Here is a 17,856-nt window from a genome sequence, read left to right on the forward strand (position 1 = left end):
CGGCAGGCGGGGAGAAACAGGGTGAATGACGAGACAACCGGGCGGCAGGCCCGTCCGTTCCATATGCGCGTCTTCATTCGTTTGCTGCATTTCGTTTTTCTGTTCACGCGCGGCGCAACTCTTGGCGTGCGTGCCGCCTGCTATGATGGAACCGGCAGGATTTTCCTCGTCCGCCACACCTATCTGCCGGGCTGGTATCTGCCGGGTGGAGGGGTGGAGCGGGGTGAAACCCTGCTCGCGGCGCTTCACAAGGAAATTCGGGAGGAAGGCAATCTCGAAGCCACGTCAAAGCCTGAGCTTTTCCATGTTTATCTCAATCTGGAAGGCAGCAATCGCGACCATGTCGCGCTTTATCGGCTTGAGGTTACCCAGACCAAGCCGAAAAAGCCGGATCATGAAATTGCCGAAAGCGGCTTTTTCGATCTTTCAAATCTGCCCGAAGGAGTGACAGCCGCAACCCGCCGCCGCCTTGCAGAACTTGCCGGCGAGGCGGCGCTCGCCGATCACTGGTAGCAGTGTCCACCCTCGTCAGGAAAGCGAGTCGCGGCCATGGGCCTTTGTCAGGTCCAGCTCGGGGCCGATGGGCACGATGCCTGTCGGGTTGATGGTGCGGTGGCTGCGGTAATAATGTTCCTTGATATGGCGCATATCGACCGTGTCAGGCACGCCCGGCGTCTGGTAAAGATCGCGCAGGTAACCCGTGAGGTGCGGATAGTCGTGGATGCGGCGGATATTGCACTTGAAATGGCCGACATAGACGGGGTCGAACCGAACCAGCGTGGTGAACAGGCGCCAGTCCGCTTCCGTCTGCTCCGAACCGAACAGGAAACGGCGGTGCTTCAGCCGGTCTTCCAGCATGTCCAGCGTTTCGAAGACCTTGACCGCATTCTGCTGATAGGCATCCTGCGTTGTGGCAAAGCCAGCCTTGTAGACGCCGTTATTGACGGTGTCGTAAATCACGTCGTTCAACGCGTCTATTTCGGCGCGGAACGTCTCGGGATAATAATCGGTCTGCGAGCCGGTGAGGCCGTTGAAGGCGGAGTTGAACATGCGGATGATTTCCGCCGATTCGTTGGAAACGATGGTGCCGCGCTTCTTGTCCCAGAGCACCGGCACGGTCACGCGGCCGGAATATTTGGGATCTGCTTTGGTGTAGACCTGCCAGAGCGCGGATGAACCGAAGAGGTGATCCTCGGTCGCACCTGGCGTCCGCTCACCTTCAGGCTTAAATTCCCAGCCGTTTTCCAGCATCAAAGGGTCGACAACCGAGACCGAAACAAGCTCTTCCAACTTTTTCAGCTTGCGAAAAATCAGGGTTCGGTGCGCCCAGGGGCAGGCGAAGGAGACATAGAGGTGGTAACGGTCCTTCTCCGCTGCGAAGCCGCCTTCTCCTGAAGGGCCGGGTGCGCCATCCGCCGTTATCCAGTTGCGAAATTGCGAGGCGCTGCGCTTGAAATGCCCCTTGGTTTCCTTGGTGTCGTACCAGACGTCTTTCCATACGCCTTCCACCAGCATGCCCATGACGATCTCCTTGATTGTTTCCTTGGCGGCAATCCTACCCGTTTCACTCGTTGTCGCGAACCCGCAAGGCATTGAACAATGCGTTTCCGTGCTGCAGAGCTGGAATGGGGCGGCGACGAGATTTGTTCTGGACGGGTCGTTATTTTCCTGATAATTGCGATTTTCACAAATCTGAGGAAATTTTTGATTATGATCGAACTACGGATGCTCCGACGACGCTGACGCTCCTGAACGCCCTAACCGGCGCAGCTGTCATCTATTGTCGCATCCGCATTCTGGAAGTTTCGGTCTCTTCATGTCCAAGCACGATCTTGTCTACCTCACCGAGGACGCGTCGCACGACGCCATCATCGAAGTCATCAACGAAGAAGCATTTGGCCCCGGCCGGCACACCCGTGCGGCAGCGCGCATTCGCGAGCAGGGTCCGCATGACCGGTCGCTCTCCTTCGTCTGCGCCGATGATGGCGAGACGATTGCCTCGGTGCGCATGACGCCGGTTCTGGCAGGCGGTGTGAAGGGTCATATGCTTGGCCCGCTTGCGGTTCGGCCCTCTCACAAGAACAAGGGCATCGGCCGGGAACTCGTCCGGATCGCCATCGCGGCGGCAAGGCGCAAGGGCTCCGAAGCCGTGATACTGATCGGCGATCCGCCCTATTACATGCCGCTCGGGTTCGAGAAAGTCGCTTATGCGGCGCTTGATTTTCCGGGGCCGGTTGATCCGAACCGGGTGCTGGTCGTGCCGCTTGGCAATGACGTGCACCAGCGGCTGAAGGGCAATATCGGCTGGCGCAAATGCGAGGCCGTGATGCCGGCCGCGACAGTGGAAGATGAGGGTTTCGAGGCGCCTCTTCGGGTTTACGGGTGACGGGATATCCGAAGAGCTTTTTGCTTCTTAGCGCAACATAAGCCCCGTCATTCCGGCCTTGAGCCGGAATCCAGCCAGGCCAAGTCTTTGGGCTGAAAAGGACTCTTCCCACGGCGCAGACGCGCCGTGACTGGATCCCGGCTCGAGGCCGGGATGACGGAAGGGGCGTTGCGCGCTATGGCAAACATCGAGACTGCCGTGCACATCTTTTTGTCTGGTAAAATCTTCTTCCAGTAGCCTGTTTCGAAACAACGCGTCTCCCTCCACAGAATTCAATTCCGTTTCCTCCCCCCATACGATAGCAAGTGAAAGTCGGTTTTTGCGAAGGGACGAGGCATGACGGCAATCACCATGAATGATGCGCTGGAGCGCGCGGGTGCAGGCGCCTATCAGCGCAGGCTGATGGGCATATTCGGCCTCGTCTGGGCGGCGGATGCCATGCAGGTTCTGGCCGTCGGTTTCACTGCGGCCTCCATTGCCGCAACCTTTGGGCTGACGGTGCCGCAGGCGCTGCAGACCGGAACAGCGTTCTTTTTCGGCATGTTGCTGGGTGCTGCGGGTTTCGGGCGGCTGGCGGACCGTTACGGCCGTCGCCGGGTGCTGATCGTCACGGTGGCCTGTGATGCCCTGTTCGGCGTGCTTTCGATATTCTCGCCGGATTTCACCATTCTGCTTGTCCTGCGCTTTCTCACCGGGGCCGCCGTGGGCGGCACGCTGCCGGTGGATTATGCGATGATGGCGGAATTCCTGCCCGCCAGGAATCGTGGGCGCTGGCTCGTCTTTCTGGAAGGTTTCTGGGCTGTCGGGACGCTGATCGTGGCGCTTGCAGCCTGGGGTGCCAGCCTTGCCGGTGTTGCCGATGCCTGGCGATATATCTTTGCCGTAACCGCGTTCCCGGCTGTCCTCGGCCTTGGCCTTCGCTTTCTCGTGCCGGAATCGCCGCTTTATCTCCTGCGCACGGGTCGGTCGGAGGAAGCAAAGGCCGTCGTCAACCATATGCTGGTCACGAATGGCCGCGCCCCGCTCGATGCCGGGACAGGGCTTTTCCAGCCTGAAGTGTCCAAGGGGCAGGGGATATTTTCACCGGCGCTGCGCCAACGCAGCATCATGATCCTCGCCATCTGGTTTCTCGTTTCCGTTTCCTATTACGGCGTCTTCACCTGGATGCCGGCGAAGCTGGCGGGAGATGGCTTCGGTTTCGTGCGCGGTTATGGTTTCCTTGTGCTGGTGGCGCTGGCACAGATCCCCGGTTACGCGCTTGCGGCCTATGGTGTCGAAAAGTGGGGTCGCAAGCCGACGCTGATCGGCTTCTGCCTGCTCTCCGCGCTCGGGTGCCTGCTTTTCACGCTTGCTTCCGGCGGTGCGATGATTGCCGCCTCGCTTCTCATCATGAGCTTTGCGTTGCTTGGCACCTGGGGCGCTCTCTATGCATTCACGCCGGAACTTTACCCGACGGAATCACGGGCAACCGGCATGGGTGCCGCAGGGGCGATGGCGCGGCTTGGCGGCCTGCTGGCGCCATCACTCCTCGGTTATGCCATTGCGCAGGGTTTTGGTGTCGCGATCGGCATATTTGCCGGGCTGCTGGTACTGGCCGCCATTGCGGCGACGATGATCAATGCGGAAACGCGCCAGGTGGCGCTGACATAGGGTGTTAGTGCGGGACGATGGCCTGACCCTTGAGGATCAGGCCATTCTGTTCGGCTTTATAGCGTCGTGTAATTCACCGGCAGCCAATCATAATTGGTGCTGTCGGTGCGCACATGACCGATGCCGGGGAAGGCGATATGCGCCCCTGTCACCAGATATTTGCCTTCCACCGCCTGTTTAAATGCCAGATCACGCGTGGCGACGGCTGCCTTCTGATCGACGTCGAATGCGACGGCGACATCAGGTTCATCGAACTGGAGGATATCGCCATGGGTAATATCGCCCCAGAAGACGATTTTCTGGCCGTTGCTTTCGAGAACGATGCCGCTGTGGCCCGGCGTGTGGCCGGCGTAAAGGACTGAGCCGAGACCGGGAACCGGCGCGGCATTGTCGCCGAACGTCTCGAACTTGCCGGCATCGATATAGGGCTGGATGCTTTCTTTGGCTTCGGCATAGCCCTTCTTCAGCGCCTCCGGTGCTGCCTTGGCCTTCGCCTCATCGAGCCAGAAAGCGGCTTCGCGCTTGTTCACGCGCAGGGTCGCGTTAGCGAAGACGCGCTTGCCATCCGCGGAGAGACCCCCGGAATGATCTGTATGGATATGGGTGAGAACGACGTCATCTATCTCATCCGCTTTGTAGCCCGAGGCTTCGATATTGGCGACGAGCCTGCCGAGGCTTGGGCCAAGATAGGAGCCGGTGCCGGCATCGATCAGCACCAGCCTGTCACCGGTGTTGACGAGAAACGCATTGACGGACGTAGGCGTCTCTTCCGGAAGGAACGCATCCTGAAGCGCCTTCGTCGCATGTTCCGGTGTGGTGTTGGTGTAGATTTTGGCAAGCGGCAGCGCAATGACGCCGTCCGAAAGCGCAGTAACTTCCACCTTGCCGACCATCAGCCGGTAGAAGCCGGGCGCCTGCGTGGCGACAAGCGGTGCCTTGGCAAATGCGACGGAGGGCGTAACAAAGGGGGCGGCGATGAGGGCGCTGGCGGCGCCTTTGAGAAGTGAGCGACGTGATGGCATTGAAGGCTCCTGGGTTTAGGAATGTCTTGAAACTTTCCGATCTCCAGTTAAGTGTAGGCAGGTTAGCAATCAAATCGATGTGACTTATGCAAACTATCGATCATTTCAATCTCCGTTCCTTCGACCTCAATCTCCTCGTCGCTTTCGATGCGATGATGGAAGAGATGAACGTCACGCGCGCGGCACGGCGGCTGAAAATCCAGCAACCTGCCATGAGCCATAATATCTCCACCCTGCGCACACTGTTTCAGGATGAGCTGTTCATTCGCGTGGGGCAGGAAATGAAGCCGACGGCGCGGGCGCTCAATCTGGCGGGGCCGGTACGCCAGGCGCTGAGACAAGCGCAGGCGGCGGTGCTGACGGCTGATGTGTTCGATCCGGCGACCGAGCGGCGGACGTTCCGGCTCGGCATGTCCAGTGAGGTGGAGCTGCTGCTTTTGCCGGATCTGTCCGCGCGGCTGCGCGAGATCGCACCCGGTATCCGTATCCTTGCGCGCAACGGGCAACAGCAGGAAATCACCGCTATGCTGGATACGGGCGTGATCGACATGGCTGTCGGATGCACCTATTCGAAGGAACAGCGGCACCATTGCGAACCGCTTTATTCTTCCAGCGTGCTCTGCTGCTTCAACCCGGCTCTGCTCGATCTGCCCAATCCCGTTGGACTGGACGCCTATCTGTCGGCCAAGCACGCGGTCATATCACAGACCGACAGTCTGCATGGCTGTATCAAGGACGCGCTGGAACTGACCGGACTGGAAATCGACGTCGTCGCCGCTGCGCCGGATTTTCTTTCCGTGCTGGCAACGGCGCGCTCCTCAGCCGTGCTGGCGACCGTGTCTTCGCGCATTGCTCAGCGTTATGCGCCCATGCTGGGACTGGAAGTGAGCCCGGTGCCGGTGACGTTGAATTTCCCGCCTGTCGCCATGGTCTGGACATTGCAGACCGATGCGGATGCGGGAGCCGTGTGGCTGCGTCAACAGATTCGCGAGACCATGGGACGCACGGTCGACAGCGAGGTGTCGGGCATCGCCGCCTGAAATTTGCGTGGCCGGCGCTCTAGAACCGTTTTTCCAGCCAGGTGATGGATTGGCCGCTGGAGAGTGGCCCAAGCGAACCGATCTTGGTGAAACCGTACCGCTCGTAAGTCCTCAGCGCATCCGGGTTCATCGTGTCGATATAGGCGCCCATACAGCCGCGCTTTTTCGCCTCGTCTTCGGCCATGGCCAGAAGTTTCGCGGCCGTGCCTTGTCCGCGCATCGTCTCCGGCACGAAAAGAAGCTGCACATAAAGCCAGCCGCGGGCGGTGTGGCCCACCAGGCCGCCGGTGACCTCATTGTCGTCATTGCGGATGGTGATGATAATGTCGCGTTTGTCGCTTTCGCCGAAACGAGCAAGATTATAGGCCACCAGAGGATCGCGGATGGCTTTTTCGGCCTCTGGATCGGCGGCATCGCTTAAAACGAAATTCATATTTATCTTCCCCGGCCGCCGGGCGGTGGCCGTTTCCCGTTTACGTGCCGAGACGAGGGGAAGGCCCCACGATCTTTGCTGGAACGCCCTTACCGGCCTTCACGCCACCATAGAGCGGAGAAGGCAAGCAGCAACGCGCCTAGCCCGGCGAAACCTGCAAAGAGCGGCAGGGTGTTGACGCCTTTCAGCACCGTCTCGTCGGTCATGCGTATCAGCATGCGATCCTCATCGGCAACCCTGATATCGCCGCGGACCGGCAATATATCCGGCAGTGCGACCCGGCCGGAATTATCGGCGACACGGTGCACGCTGCCTTTGGTGGCATCTGCCAGCGGCTTCAGCGTTTCGGTCGTTGAAATCATCGCCTTGAATTCGGGTGCGTCCACCGCGCCAACATGGACGAGGGTGGTGAAATCGCCGTTCTTGATTTCGAACAGGCCGGTTTCATCCATGCGGCGTTCGATCCTGTAGAGACCGGGCTCGCTGCTGGTGAAAGCCATGTTTTCGGTTTTGCCGGAAGGGAAACGCACGCTGGCCTGACCGGGATCGTCACCGATGGTCTGACGGGTGATCTGCAGGGTGCGGCCGTTGGCGCGCGCTGTCAGTGCCTCTTCCTCAAGCTCGGGTTCTTTCATCAGCCAGTGGGCGATGCGGCGGTAAAGCGCCACATGCGGGCCGCCGCCCTCATAACCACGCGCCCAGAGCCAGCCCTGATCCGACAGCAGCATGGCGACACGGCCTTCACCCTGGCGGTTGAGCACCAGCAGCGGGTCCTGACCATCGCCCAGCATCACGGTCTGGCCCTGCGGCGGGTCGACGCTGATGGTGCGGAACCAGCGGCCCCATTGCGGCGGCTCATTGCCCGATCCCTCTAGCCCGCGGGTGACCGGGTGTTTCTTGCCCGCTTCCGAAAGACGCGGATAGAAGGCAGCCTGATGCACCTGACCGGTCGGCTGCGCCGGGAGGACGGAGGCGAGCGGCGTCATGGCGATCGAATCCTGACCGGCATGTTCCGGCCCGGCGGCAATCAGCAGCGCGCCGCCTTTTTCGACATATTGGGCGATGTAATCGTAATAGAGGATCGGCAACACGCCGCGATGCTGGTAGCGATCGAAGATGATGAGATCGAAATCATTGATCTTCTCGACGAACAGCTCCCGTGTGGGGAAGGCGATCAGCGAGAGTTCGTTGATCGGCGTGCCGTCCTGCTTTTCCGGAGGACGCAGAATGGTGAAATGCACCAGATCGACCGAGGCGTCGGATTTCAGGAGGTTGCGCCATGCCCGTTCGCCGGCGTGCGGTTCGCCGGAGACGAGCAGCACGCGCAGGTTCTGGCGGATGCCTTCGATCAGATGAACGGCGCGGTTATTGGCAACAGTCACTTCGCCCGGGATTTCGGCGACGGAAAATTCCATGACATTGTTGCCGCCGCGTGGGACCTTGAAGCGGAACGGCGTCGGCTGACCGGGTGTCGCCTGTAGTGTGGCGATCTCTTCGCCATTCATCTTCACCGTCACCTCAGCCGCGCCACCGCCTGCCGGGCGTCCGTCATCGAAGACGCGCAGCGTCAGTTGCTGTTCCTCATTGACGATGCCGAAGCGCGGGGCGCGAACGATTTCGATACGGCGGTCGAACTCATCAGCCTTGCCCGTGATCAGGCCGTGCACGGGCGCGCGGAAGCCGAGCGCCTGCTCGGCGTTGGGCAGGGCATTGGGAATATCGTGAATCTGGCCATCGCTCAGGAAGATCGCGCCACCCACGCGGGAAGGCGACACATCGGAAACGGCGGAGGACAAGGCCGAAAAAAGCTGGGTCGAGGGCGAATCGCTTTCACCATTATCGCGCACTTCAACGATGCGCGGCTCGATGCGTGGGAAACGGGACAGCCGGTCTTTCAGCGCATTGAGCGCCGTGTCGGTCATCTGCGGCCGGTCCTGCACGTCCTGGCTCTGCGAGCGGTCGACGATGACAGGCACGATAGTGGAAAGCGGCTCGCGCTCCTCCTGTGTCAAAAGCGGATTGGCTATTGCGGCAAGCAGGGCGGCGAGCGCCAGCCCGCGCAGCCATGCGCCACGCACGCCGCGCCACAGGCCGATGAAGGAAAGGAGAAGTGCTGCGACGGCCAGAATGGCGATCACGATCCACGGCAGGAAGGGGGCGAAGGTCAATGTCATGTCACTGCCCCAACCGTTCGAGAAGTGCCGGAACATGGACCTGATCGGCCTTATAGTTGCCGGTCAGCATATACATCATGATGTTGACGCCGGAGCGGAAGGCATGTTCGCGCTGCATCTCGTCAGGCGGAACGGTGGGCAGAACCGGTGCGCCCTGCGCATCGACGGCCCATGCGCCGGCGAAATCATTGCCTGTAATCATGATCGGCGTCACGCCGTCCCCGGAGGAGGAGAGGCCGGAGGTGGTCTTGGCGGCACCCTGACGCGATTCCACCCAGAGCGGCGAGCCATTGTAACGGCCGGGGAAATTGGTGAGCAGGTAGAAGGAACGGGTCAGGACGTGATCCTCCGGCACGGGCTCCAGCGGCGGAATATCGATATTGGCGAGGATCGCCTGCAGGCGTTCGCCATTGGCGCTGGTCGCGCCGGTATCGAGCGAAGAGAACTGGTCACGCGTATCGAACAGGACGGTGCCGCCGGCGCGCATATAGGCGTCGATGCGCGAGATGGCGGCGCTAGACGGCATCGGGGCGGAGGCCGAAACCGGCCAGTAGATGATTGGGTAGAAGGACAATTCGTCCTTGGAAATATCGAGGCCGACAGGCTGCCCGGGCTCCAATGTTGTGCGCCAGGTCAGGAATTCGCTCAAACCCTGTAAACCCTGTTCTGAAATGCGATCGACGTCGTCTTCGCCGGTGCGGACATATGCGAGGTGCGTTGTATCAAGCCGCTCGAATATCTGCTCGTCGCCGGGTTTGGGATCGTCGGCGCGGGCATCGTTTGGCGCCATGGCGGCAAAGGTGCCAAGCGCCAGCAGCATTGTGGCCACTGTGGCGCTGCGGGCTTTCGGCAGGCGGGCGAAGGCGCCGTTCATGAAGAGCACGATCAGGCTGTCGGCGATCAGCATCAGGAAGGCAGCGATGAAGAGGGCGGGACGCAGCGATTTCGCCGTCTCGCCGATCAGCGCTTCACTTGACGTGCTGACACCGGCGGCAGAGGTATCGAGCGGGCGCAGCGTCGCACCCGCCGGCAGGAGATTGAGAGCCACGAAACCGTCCTCTGTGCCGTAAAGGCCGGGGGGATTGTCGAAGCCGGTGCGCGGAAGCTGGCCCGCGCGCATTTCTAGCGGCCGGGCAGTGCCGATTTCGGCAGATAGCGCGCCTTCCGCCGTCAGCAGCCGGAAGGGTGGTAGAGCGGCGGCCGGGGCATTGGCGGAAGCCGAAGCGCCGCCCGCCTTGGACAATTGCACGATACGGCGAAGCATATCGACGAAGTGGCCTGATATCGGCAGGTCGGACCAGCTGGCCTCGGCGCTGACATGGAACAGCACGATGCGGCCCGCCTCGACGTTGCGGGTGGTGACGAGCGGCGTGCCATCGGCAAGGCTTGCCCAGGTGCGTTCGGCGAGGTCCGCTGTCGGCTCGGCCAGAACCTGACGTTTGACGAGAATGCCTTCGGCTTTCGGCATGCCGGCGAAAGCGCCGAATGCAGGGAAATCGGCAAGCGGTTGCGGTTCAGCCCAGGAGAGTGCGCCGCCGAGCGCGCGTTCGCCCTGTCTCAGCGTCACCGGCACCAGCGGGTCGTCGGCGGGGGCTGCAGCAAGGCGTGGCCCGGCGAAGCGGATCAACGTGCCGCCGCCCGCAAGCCATTTTTGCATCGGCTCATAGGTTTCCTGCGGCAGGCGGCCGATATCGGCCATGACAATGACGGAGGGGTTGGATTGCAGGATTTCCGGGATAGCCTGCGCCAGATCGGCCTGCCGCTGCGGAATGAGATCGACGAAGGGCTGAAGTGCGCGACTGATGTAATAAAGCGGTTGCAGCAGCGGCTGGAAGTCGTTGCCGGTTTCGCCTGCCAGCAGCGCCACGCGGCGGCGGCGGAAGCCGTCATCGAGAAGATGCACTGCACCCGCCGTGGAAACACCTTCAAGGGAAAGACGGGCGAAATCGTTGCGCAATTCGAAGGGTGCTTCCACCGTTGCCGTTGTTTCAGCCTGGCCGGGGGCGAAGGTGGCGATGCCATTGGCGAGGATGCGGCCCTGGCTGTCCTGCGCGTTGACCGTCAACCGGGCAGCTTCCGCAGTATCGAGCCTTGAAAGCGAAACGCTCATGGCGTCGGCATTGTTGGTTGCGCCCGTTATCGCGGCAATGGCCTTGCCGTCGCCGCTGACGATACGGAATTCGGCTGGTGAAAGACTGGCCAGCGTTTTCAGGGCGCTTTCGTCCTGCGCCGTCTGCACGCCATCAGCGATATAGGCGAGGGTGCCGGGGGTCGTGCCGTTAAGCGCTTCGGTGATGGCTTCGGCCGTACGGATACGATCGGGCACGAGCGGCTTCGGTTTTGCCGCTGCCAGCTTTTCCAGGGCGACCGCTGTCGTTCCGGGTACAGCGTCATGTTCGGCATCAGCTGTAAAAGCGATGGCGACGGGGCGCTCGGCACGCTCCGCATCCCCGATCAGGGCTTCCGCGGTCGCCACGCGCCGCTCCCAGTCGGGCGCAGACGCCCAGCTATTATCAACCACCAGCACCAGCGGGCCGCTGCCGGCGATGCCACTATTGCGTGGATTTACCACGGGATCGGCGAGAGCAAGAATCACGGCGGCGGCAAGCGCCATGCGCAGCAAGGTGAGCCACCACGGGCTTTTCGACGGCGTTTCCTCGCGTTTCAACACCGTCGCCAGAATCTTCAGTGGCGGGAAGACCTCCGCCTTGGGGCGCGGCGGGGTAAGCCGCAGCAGCCACCAGATGGCGGGCAGCGCCAGCAAGCCGAAGAGGATGTAGGGGCTGGTGAAGACGAAAGGCAATGCGCTCATCGGCGGCCACCGCCTTGCCCACCGCCCTGTGCCGGCGCGCCGGAAAGATACATGTGCATGGCCACCAATGCTTCGGAAGCGAGATGGTCGGTGCGGTGGAACACGAAGTTCCAGCCCAGCCGGCGAAGCGACGAGGAGAGTGCCTCGCGCCTTGCGAGATAGGCGCGGGTATAGTCTTCGCGAATGGTCTCGGCGCGGCCGGACACCAGTTTTTCGCCGGTTTCCGGATCGCTGAATTCGGTGCGGCCGGAATAGGGGAAGGTTTCTTCGGCCGGGTCGGCAATTTCCACCACGTGGCCGCGCAAGCCCCGCCGTGCGAGCGGTGAAATGCGCTCCATCACGGCCTGTGCATCATCGAGAAAATCACCGATCAGCACGATGTCGCTCGCGCCACGGATCATGCCCGTTTCCGGCATGCCTTCGGTCGGCGGCGCATGCATGATCGCGGTGGCGAGCCGTTCGGCGGCATTCCGGGCCGAAACCGGTTCCATGATACCGGGGCAGCCGATGCGCTCGCCGGAGCGCGCGAGGATTTCCGCCAGCGCCAGCATCAGCACCAGGGCCCGGCTTTCCTTGGAGACGGAACCGAGGGTCGATTTGAACATCATCGACGGCGACATGTCAGCCCAGAGCCAGATGGTGTGGGCCGCTTCCCATTCGCGGTCACGCACATAGGTATGATCGTCGCGGGCCGAACGCCGCCAGTCGATACGCGAGAGACTTTCGCCTTCGGCATAGGGGCGGAACTGCCAGAAATTTTCGCCGATGCCGCGCTTGCGGCGGCCATGCCAGCCTGCGGTGACGGTGTTGGCGATGCGCTTTGCCTCGACCATGCAGTCCGGCACCAGAGCGGCGCGCTGGCGCGCGCGCGCCAGAACTTCGCTACCCGGCGTCTTGTCTACGATCTGGCCGATGGATGCCACATGCAGTCCTTTCGCGAACGTCGCTTCAGTTCTTCGCCTGCTCCACGAGGGCAGCGATGACATCGCGCACCGACATGCCTTCGGCGCGGGCCGCAAAGGTCAGCGCCATGCGGTGTTCCAGCACCGGTTCGGCCAGCGCATAGACATCGTCAAGCGAGGGCGCGAGCCTACCTTCGTAAAGCGCACGCGCACGGGCCGTCAGCATCAGCGACTGGCCGGCGCGCGGACCGGGACCCCAGGCAACGTTCTTATCGGTCAACTTGTTGCCGTGGCCGGGGCGGGCGGAACGGACGAGCGACAGAATGGCGTCCACCACCTTGTCGCTGACCGGCATCTGGCGGATGAGCGCCTGTATCTCCATCATGCGGGGCGCATCTATGACGCCGCGTGCTTCGCCCGAGGCGGTGCCCGTGGTGTCGAGCAGGATCTGGCGTTCGGCGGCAAGTTCGGGATAACCGACATCCACCTGCAGCAGGAAGCGGTCGAGCTGGGCTTCGGGCAGCGGATAGGTGCCCTCCTGTTCCAGCGGGTTCTGCGTTGCGAGAACGTGAAACGGCTTCGGCAGCTCATATGTCTGGCCGGCCATGGTGATGTGGTATTCCTGCATGGCCTGCAGCAGCGCGGACTGCGTGCGCGGGCTGGCGCGGTTGATTTCATCGGCCATCAGCAACTGAGCAAAAACCGGTCCCTTGATGAAGCGGAACGAGCGGCGGCCGTTTTCGTCCTGGTCCATGACTTCGGAACCGAGAATATCTGACGGCATCAGATCCGGGGTAAACTGGATGCGGTTGGCGTCGAGGCCGAGCACGGTGCCGAGTGTGGTGACGAGCTTGGTCTTGGCAAGGCCGGGAACGCCGACGAGAAGGGCGTGGCCGCCGGAGAGGATGGCGAGAAGCGTGTTCTGCACCACCTTTTCCTGGCCGAAGATAACCTTGGAGACTTCCGCGCGGATCGCCGCAATGTCGGACAGCGCCTTTTCGGCCGAGGCGATGATCGCCTTTTCATCGAGGGTTTCGCCGGTATTCATCACGCCCATGTCGCTCTCCTCATACCTTCGCCGCTGTCACATTTGCATTCCGGTTTTGCTGGCCGCCAGCCGGAACGGATTTTGCACTGCATATAGCTTATTGCTCTCTTGGCCGCTGACAAGCGCCATTCGAATGACTATGTCGTGACTTAGTATTTCCTTATCGGCAAAGCGAGACTCGAATATGGCAGCGGAGACGATAAATTCGGCTGATGATGCGGCTGGCCTTGCGGCGTTGATTTCCCGCGCCGCGGAACAGACCGGTGACGCCAGGCGCGGACCGGCCCCGGTGGACCGCTGGAATCCACCCTTTTGCGGCGATCTCGACATGGAAATCCGCGCTGACGGCACCTGGTTCTACCTCGGCACGCCCATTGGCAGGGCGCCGCTGGTGCGGCTGTTTTCGACCGTTCTGCGCAAGGATGAGGATGGCAAAACCTATCTTGTAACTCCTGTGGAAAAAGTCGGGATCCGGGTCGTCGATGCGCCTTTCGTCGCCGTGGAAATGAAGGTGACGGTGGGCGAGGAGGATGGGGAGCCTGTGCTCACTTTCCGGACGAATGTTGGCGACGTGGTAGAGGCGGGGCGGGAGCATCCGCTGCGGTTTGAAATTTCGGGCGAAAACCGCGAGTTGAAGCCCTATCTTCTGGTCCGCGGCCGTCTGGAAGCGCTTGTCTCGCGAGCCGTGATGTACGACCTCGTCGCCCTCGGTGAAGCGATCGAGGTAAACGGCGTCGACATGTTCGCGGTGCGCTCGGGTGGCGTCGTTTTTCCAGTCATGCCCGCCAATGAACTGGAACGGCTTTCGCAATGACGATCACGACAATAGGCCTCAAGGCTTTTACTGCCAGCGACTTCCGCCGCCGGGTGCTGCAGGAGGGCGAGGGCGTGGCCGAGCGCGAAAATGGCGACCATGTCCTCAATCCGGGCGTGGTGCTGTCCGGGAACGGCATCAAACTGAAAGACGCCGCCGTGCTGGTCCCGGTTATCGATGACGGCAATGATGCCCGGGTGATCTTCACCCAGCGCACCTCCACCTTACGCAAACATTCAGGTCAGATTTCCTTCCCGGGCGGCGGTATCGACGCCGAGGACCGCACGCCGGAAGAGGCAGCATTGCGCGAAGCGGAGGAGGAAATCGGTCTGTCCCGGTCCTTCGTGGAAACGGTGGGGCGATTGCCGGATTATATCTCCGGCACGGGTTTCCGGATAAAGCCGGTGCTGTCCGTTGTTCGGCCGGGCTTCGACCTCACGCTCAATCCGGCGGAAGTGGACGAAGTTTTCGAGGTGCCGCTGTCCTTCCTGATGAACCCTGAAAACCACGCGCGCGGTAGCCGCATCTTTCAGGGGAAGGAGCGGTTTTTCTATGAAATGCCCTATGGCGAACGCTACATTTGGGGCATTACGGCGGGCATCGTCAGGACGATTTACGAAAGGTTTTATTCATGAACAGCCTTGCCGGCCAGGACTGGTTCGAAAAACCGGCGCTGAAGCGCATTTTCGCGCTTTTGAATGCCGATGGCGGCGAGGTGCGGATCGTCGGCGGCGCGGTGCGCAACGCGCTGATGGGCCTGCCGGTGGTTGATATCGACATGGCCACGACGCTGATCCCCGACGTGGTTGTTGCGCGGGCCAAGGCTGCGGGCATCAAGGCGGTGCCAACAGGCATCGAGCATGGCACGGTAACGCTGGTCATCGACGGTGAAGGTTTCGAGGTGACGACGCTGCGCCGCGATGTGGAGACCAATGGCCGCCACGCACAGGTGGCCTTCGGCACCGACTGGCAGACCGACGCCGAGCGGCGCGATCTCACCATCAATGCTCTTTATGCCGATGAAAAGGGCGAGATCATCGACCTCATCAACGGGTTGCCCGATATCGAAACCGGAATCGTGCGCTTCATCGGCGATGCGGCGACGCGAATTTCGGAAGATTATCTGCGGATTCTCCGCTTTTTCCGCTTTTTTGCCCATTATGGCTCTGGCCGCCCGGATGCCGATGGCTTGCGAGCCAGCGCACGGGCCAAGGACAGGCTGGCGACGCTTTCGGCCGAGCGGGTGTGGAGCGAGTTGAAAAAGCTGCTTTCGGCCCGCGATCCTTCCCGCGCCCTGCTCTGGATGCGGCAATCGGGCGTTCTAACGGAAATTCTTCCCGAAACCGAGAAATGGGGGATCGACGCCATTCACGGTCTGGTCGCGACGGAGCAGGCTCTTGGCTGGGCGGTGGATCCAATGCTGCGGCTTGCCGCGATCGTGCCGCCGGATAGGGAGAGGATGGCCTCTCTGGCCGTGCGGCTCAGGCTGTCGAAGGCAGAAGCTGCCTACCTTGCCCATTGGGCCTCGGCCCCGCCGGCAGATCCCGAACTGAAGGAGACGGCGCTCGACCGGCTGCTTTATCGTCAAGGTGTCGAAGGCGTGAAGACGCGGCTGAAACTCGCGCTTGCCTCCGCTCGTGCCGATATTTTGGCCGGCGAGACAGCCATGCAGAAGGTTGCACGGTTTTCGACGCTGCTGGCGAGGGCGGAGAAATTCCAGAAGCCCGGATTTCCCTTAAGCGGTGCAGACGTGATGGCAGCGGGCGTCGCGGCCGGTCCGCAGGTCGGCGAGGTGCTGAAAAGCCTTGAGGAAAAGTGGATCGACGTCAATTTCTCGCTTGACCGGGCAGCGCTAACCGCCCGGCTTAAAGAGATGCTTCAGAACTGATATTGCCAGAGCGCTACACTCCGGTCTAAGCCGCATTCGCCTCGTCGCGGATGCGGGCCTTGATGTTCTCGATCATATTTTCGCGGATAACGGTTTCGCCGTGGGCCGAGCGCATATGCTCCACCGTGCGGCGGACGACTTCAGCATCGTCGTCTGCGCGTGTATGCCAGGCGCAGCCCGGCACGAGCGTTCCACATTCAAAAAGTCTCATGGTCTTGCCTCCCTGCTTCAGAAAAAGGCAGCATTGAAGTGATGTGCTGCCCTTCCGTTATGAAACAAAAGTCCGCCGCTTATGTTCCAAAGCGGCGTCCTTGAGCGCTGATACCAGACTTATTCGGGCATCGCCCAGCACTGGAAAACGGAGGACGTCCCGGCCGGCGGGATTTTTGTGCTGGGTCGTTCGTCGTTATCCGCGCGCTTCACGGCTCTTCCGGCGAGCGTGCGTTTCACCTGTTCGACATAAAAGGAATGCGGCAGTTCGCGATCACCCGTTGAGCGCATTTCGGCGGCCAGGCGGTCAATCAATGCGGTGGTATCGATGGATTGCGATGCTCCCTCGGCGGAAGCAGAAATAGGCATGCTGTTCGAAGTAATCATGACGATAGCTCCTCCAGTACGTCTGCGGAAGGAGACTACCACTGCCTTGATTTTTCCATAAGTCCTAATTTACGCTATTTGCGACAAAATGGCTGATAAGCGTCAAATTTGCGTGAGGTTTTCAGGGCCAGCGCACTACCGGCGGCAGGGAGGACAAGATCGATTCGACATTGCCGCCGGTCTTCAGTCCAAAGATGGTGCCGCGATCGTAGAGAAGGTTGAATTCCACGTAGCGGCCACGGCGAATAAGCTGCTCGTCGCGGTCCTCTTCCGTCCAGTTCTGGTTGAAATTGGCGCGGACGATCTTCGGATAGACCAGATTGAAGGCCCGGCCGACATCCTGCACGAAGGCGAAATTGGCGTCCCAGCCGCCATTTTGCTCTTGCGGATGCAGCCAGTCGAAAAAGATGCCGCCGGTGCCGCGCGGCTCGTCGCGGTGCTTCAGGTAGAAATACTCGTCGCACCACGTCTTGTATCGTGGATAGTCCGCCACGGGATGGCGGTTGCAGGTGATCTCGAAGGCGCGGTGGAACAGCTGGGTATCGGCGTCCTGTTGCGTCCGCCTGCGGCCAAGCACCGGCGTCAGGTCCGCGCCGCCGCCGAACCAGTGGCTGGTGGTGACGACCATGCGGGTATTCATATGCACGGCCGGCACATTGGGATTGACCGGATGGGCGATGAGCGACAGTCCCGATGCCCAGAAGCGCGGGTCTTCTTCAGCGCCCGGTATCTGCTTGCGGAATTCCGGTGAAAATTCGCCGTAGACGGTGGAGGTGTGCACACCAACCTTTTCGAAGACGCGCCCTTCCATCATAGACATCTTGCCGCCGCCGCCTTCACCATTGTCACGCAGCCAGTCTTTCTGGACGAAACGGCCCGGTTCCTGATCGGACAAGGGGCCGGTCAGTTCGTTTTCCAGGGTTTCGAAGGAGGCGACGATGGTGTCGCGCAGATGCTGGAACCATGCCTGGGCAACGGCCTTCTTGTCTTCAATGTCCTCGGGCAAGCCCTTCGGCAAGATCGGCCGTTCCATGTCTCATTCTCCTGCGGTGTAGTCTGTCATGCCGCCTCTAGCAGGTGTTTGCGCCGC

At 61.3% G+C, this 17,856-nt stretch carries 17 protein-coding genes; 7 read left to right on the forward strand and 10 right to left on the reverse strand.

Translation table 11 applies throughout. The features are described 5' to 3' along the window. The first annotated feature begins 21 nt into the window (after positions 1–21). Entirely contained in the window at positions 22–513 is a 492-nt protein-coding gene (locus BLU28_RS05110; RefSeq protein WP_004443008.1) for an NUDIX domain-containing protein, read from the forward strand. A gap of 15 nt (positions 514–528) precedes the next feature. Here the strand turns inward: BLU28_RS05110 and BLU28_RS05115 are convergent, their stop codons facing one another. Further along, positions 529–1,521: a glutathione S-transferase family protein gene (locus tag BLU28_RS05115; RefSeq protein ID WP_077987489.1), complete on the reverse strand. Its 993-nt coding sequence runs from the start codon at positions 1,519–1,521 to the stop codon at positions 529–531. A gap of 295 nt (positions 1,522–1,816) precedes the next feature. On the opposite strand from BLU28_RS05115, the gene BLU28_RS05120 reads away from it, so the two are divergent. Further along, positions 1,817–2,386 carry a GNAT family N-acetyltransferase gene (locus BLU28_RS05120; protein ID WP_077987384.1) on the forward strand — a complete coding sequence of 190 codons (570 nt, stop codon included), beginning with the start codon at positions 1,817–1,819 and terminating at the stop codon, positions 2,384–2,386. 336 nt (positions 2,387–2,722) lie between these two features. Next, the gene (locus tag BLU28_RS05125) at positions 2,723–4,036 is read left to right on the forward strand and encodes an MFS transporter (protein WP_077987385.1); all 1,314 of its coding nucleotides are present in this window, start codon (positions 2,723–2,725) and stop codon (positions 4,034–4,036) included. Positions 4,037–4,092: 56 nt separating this feature from the next. On the opposite strand, the gene BLU28_RS05130 is transcribed toward BLU28_RS05125, so the two are convergent. Then, on the reverse strand, positions 4,093–5,058 hold the full coding sequence (locus BLU28_RS05130; protein ID WP_077987386.1) for an MBL fold metallo-hydrolase: 966 nt from the start codon (positions 5,056–5,058) through the stop codon (positions 4,093–4,095). Between the two features lie 86 nt (positions 5,059–5,144). Here BLU28_RS05130 and BLU28_RS05135 point away from each other — a divergent pair, with 86 nt between their 5' ends. Next, the gene (locus BLU28_RS05135; protein ID WP_004442997.1) at positions 5,145–6,098 is read left to right on the forward strand and encodes a LysR family transcriptional regulator; all 954 of its coding nucleotides are present in this window, start codon (positions 5,145–5,147) and stop codon (positions 6,096–6,098) included. Between the two features lie 19 nt (positions 6,099–6,117). Here the strand turns inward: BLU28_RS05135 and BLU28_RS05140 are convergent, their stop codons facing one another. The 5 genes from BLU28_RS05140 to BLU28_RS05160 all read right to left on the reverse strand — a co-directional run bounded on the left by BLU28_RS05140 (position 6,118) and on the right by BLU28_RS05160 (position 13,476). Further along, positions 6,118–6,531: a GNAT family N-acetyltransferase gene (locus tag BLU28_RS05140; RefSeq protein ID WP_004442995.1), complete on the reverse strand. Its 414-nt coding sequence runs from the start codon at positions 6,529–6,531 to the stop codon at positions 6,118–6,120. Between the two features lie 89 nt (positions 6,532–6,620). Then, on the reverse strand, positions 6,621–8,705 hold the full coding sequence (locus BLU28_RS05145) for a hypothetical protein (RefSeq protein ID WP_077987387.1): 2,085 nt from the start codon (positions 8,703–8,705) through the stop codon (positions 6,621–6,623). A 1-nt stretch (position 8,706) separates the two neighbouring features. Beyond that, on the reverse strand, positions 8,707–11,517 hold the full coding sequence (locus tag BLU28_RS05150) for a DUF4159 domain-containing protein (RefSeq protein WP_077987388.1): 2,811 nt from the start codon (positions 11,515–11,517) through the stop codon (positions 8,707–8,709). Next, the gene (locus tag BLU28_RS05155) at positions 11,514–12,440 is read right to left on the reverse strand and encodes a DUF58 domain-containing protein (protein WP_004442988.1); all 927 of its coding nucleotides are present in this window, start codon (positions 12,438–12,440) and stop codon (positions 11,514–11,516) included. The genes BLU28_RS05150 and BLU28_RS05155 overlap by 4 nt, the downstream gene beginning before the upstream one ends. Before the next feature lie 25 nt (positions 12,441–12,465). Then, a complete protein-coding gene (locus tag BLU28_RS05160; protein WP_004442986.1) occupies positions 12,466–13,476 on the reverse strand; it encodes an AAA family ATPase in 1,011 nt (336 codons plus the stop codon). Positions 13,477–13,651: 175 nt separating this feature from the next. On the opposite strand from BLU28_RS05160, the gene BLU28_RS05165 reads away from it, so the two are divergent. The 3 genes from BLU28_RS05165 to BLU28_RS05175 are packed head-to-tail and all read left to right on the forward strand — an operon-like array spanning position 13,652 to position 16,169. Then, positions 13,652–14,281, forward strand: a complete 630-nt coding sequence (locus BLU28_RS05165; protein ID WP_077987389.1) for a DUF1285 domain-containing protein — start codon at positions 13,652–13,654, stop codon at positions 14,279–14,281. Beyond that, positions 14,278–14,916, forward strand: a complete 639-nt coding sequence (locus tag BLU28_RS05170) for a CoA pyrophosphatase (protein ID WP_045532048.1) — start codon at positions 14,278–14,280, stop codon at positions 14,914–14,916. The genes BLU28_RS05165 and BLU28_RS05170 overlap by 4 nt, the downstream gene beginning before the upstream one ends. Beyond that, on the forward strand, positions 14,913–16,169 hold the full coding sequence (locus BLU28_RS05175) for a CCA tRNA nucleotidyltransferase (RefSeq protein WP_077987390.1): 1,257 nt from the start codon (positions 14,913–14,915) through the stop codon (positions 16,167–16,169). The genes BLU28_RS05170 and BLU28_RS05175 overlap by 4 nt, the downstream gene beginning before the upstream one ends. Positions 16,170–16,194: 25 nt before the next feature. On the opposite strand, the gene BLU28_RS05180 is transcribed toward BLU28_RS05175, so the two are convergent. The 3 genes from BLU28_RS05180 to hemF all read right to left on the reverse strand — a co-directional run bounded on the left by BLU28_RS05180 (position 16,195) and on the right by hemF (position 17,799). Further along, the gene (locus tag BLU28_RS05180; RefSeq protein ID WP_004442982.1) at positions 16,195–16,380 is read right to left on the reverse strand and encodes a DUF1059 domain-containing protein; all 186 of its coding nucleotides are present in this window, start codon (positions 16,378–16,380) and stop codon (positions 16,195–16,197) included. A gap of 119 nt (positions 16,381–16,499) precedes the next feature. Further along, positions 16,500–16,766: a hypothetical protein gene (locus BLU28_RS05185; RefSeq protein ID WP_077987391.1), complete on the reverse strand. Its 267-nt coding sequence runs from the start codon at positions 16,764–16,766 to the stop codon at positions 16,500–16,502. Between the two features lie 121 nt (positions 16,767–16,887). After that, positions 16,888–17,799 (reverse strand): oxygen-dependent coproporphyrinogen oxidase, encoded by a 912-nt coding sequence (gene hemF, locus BLU28_RS05190; protein ID WP_004442979.1) that lies wholly within the window; start codon positions 17,797–17,799, stop codon positions 16,888–16,890. Positions 17,800–17,856: the final 57 nt, after the last annotated feature.

It is taken from the genome of Agrobacterium pusense, from assembly GCF_900102105.1.
Taxonomy (GTDB): domain Bacteria; phylum Pseudomonadota; class Alphaproteobacteria; order Rhizobiales; family Rhizobiaceae; genus Agrobacterium; species Agrobacterium pusense.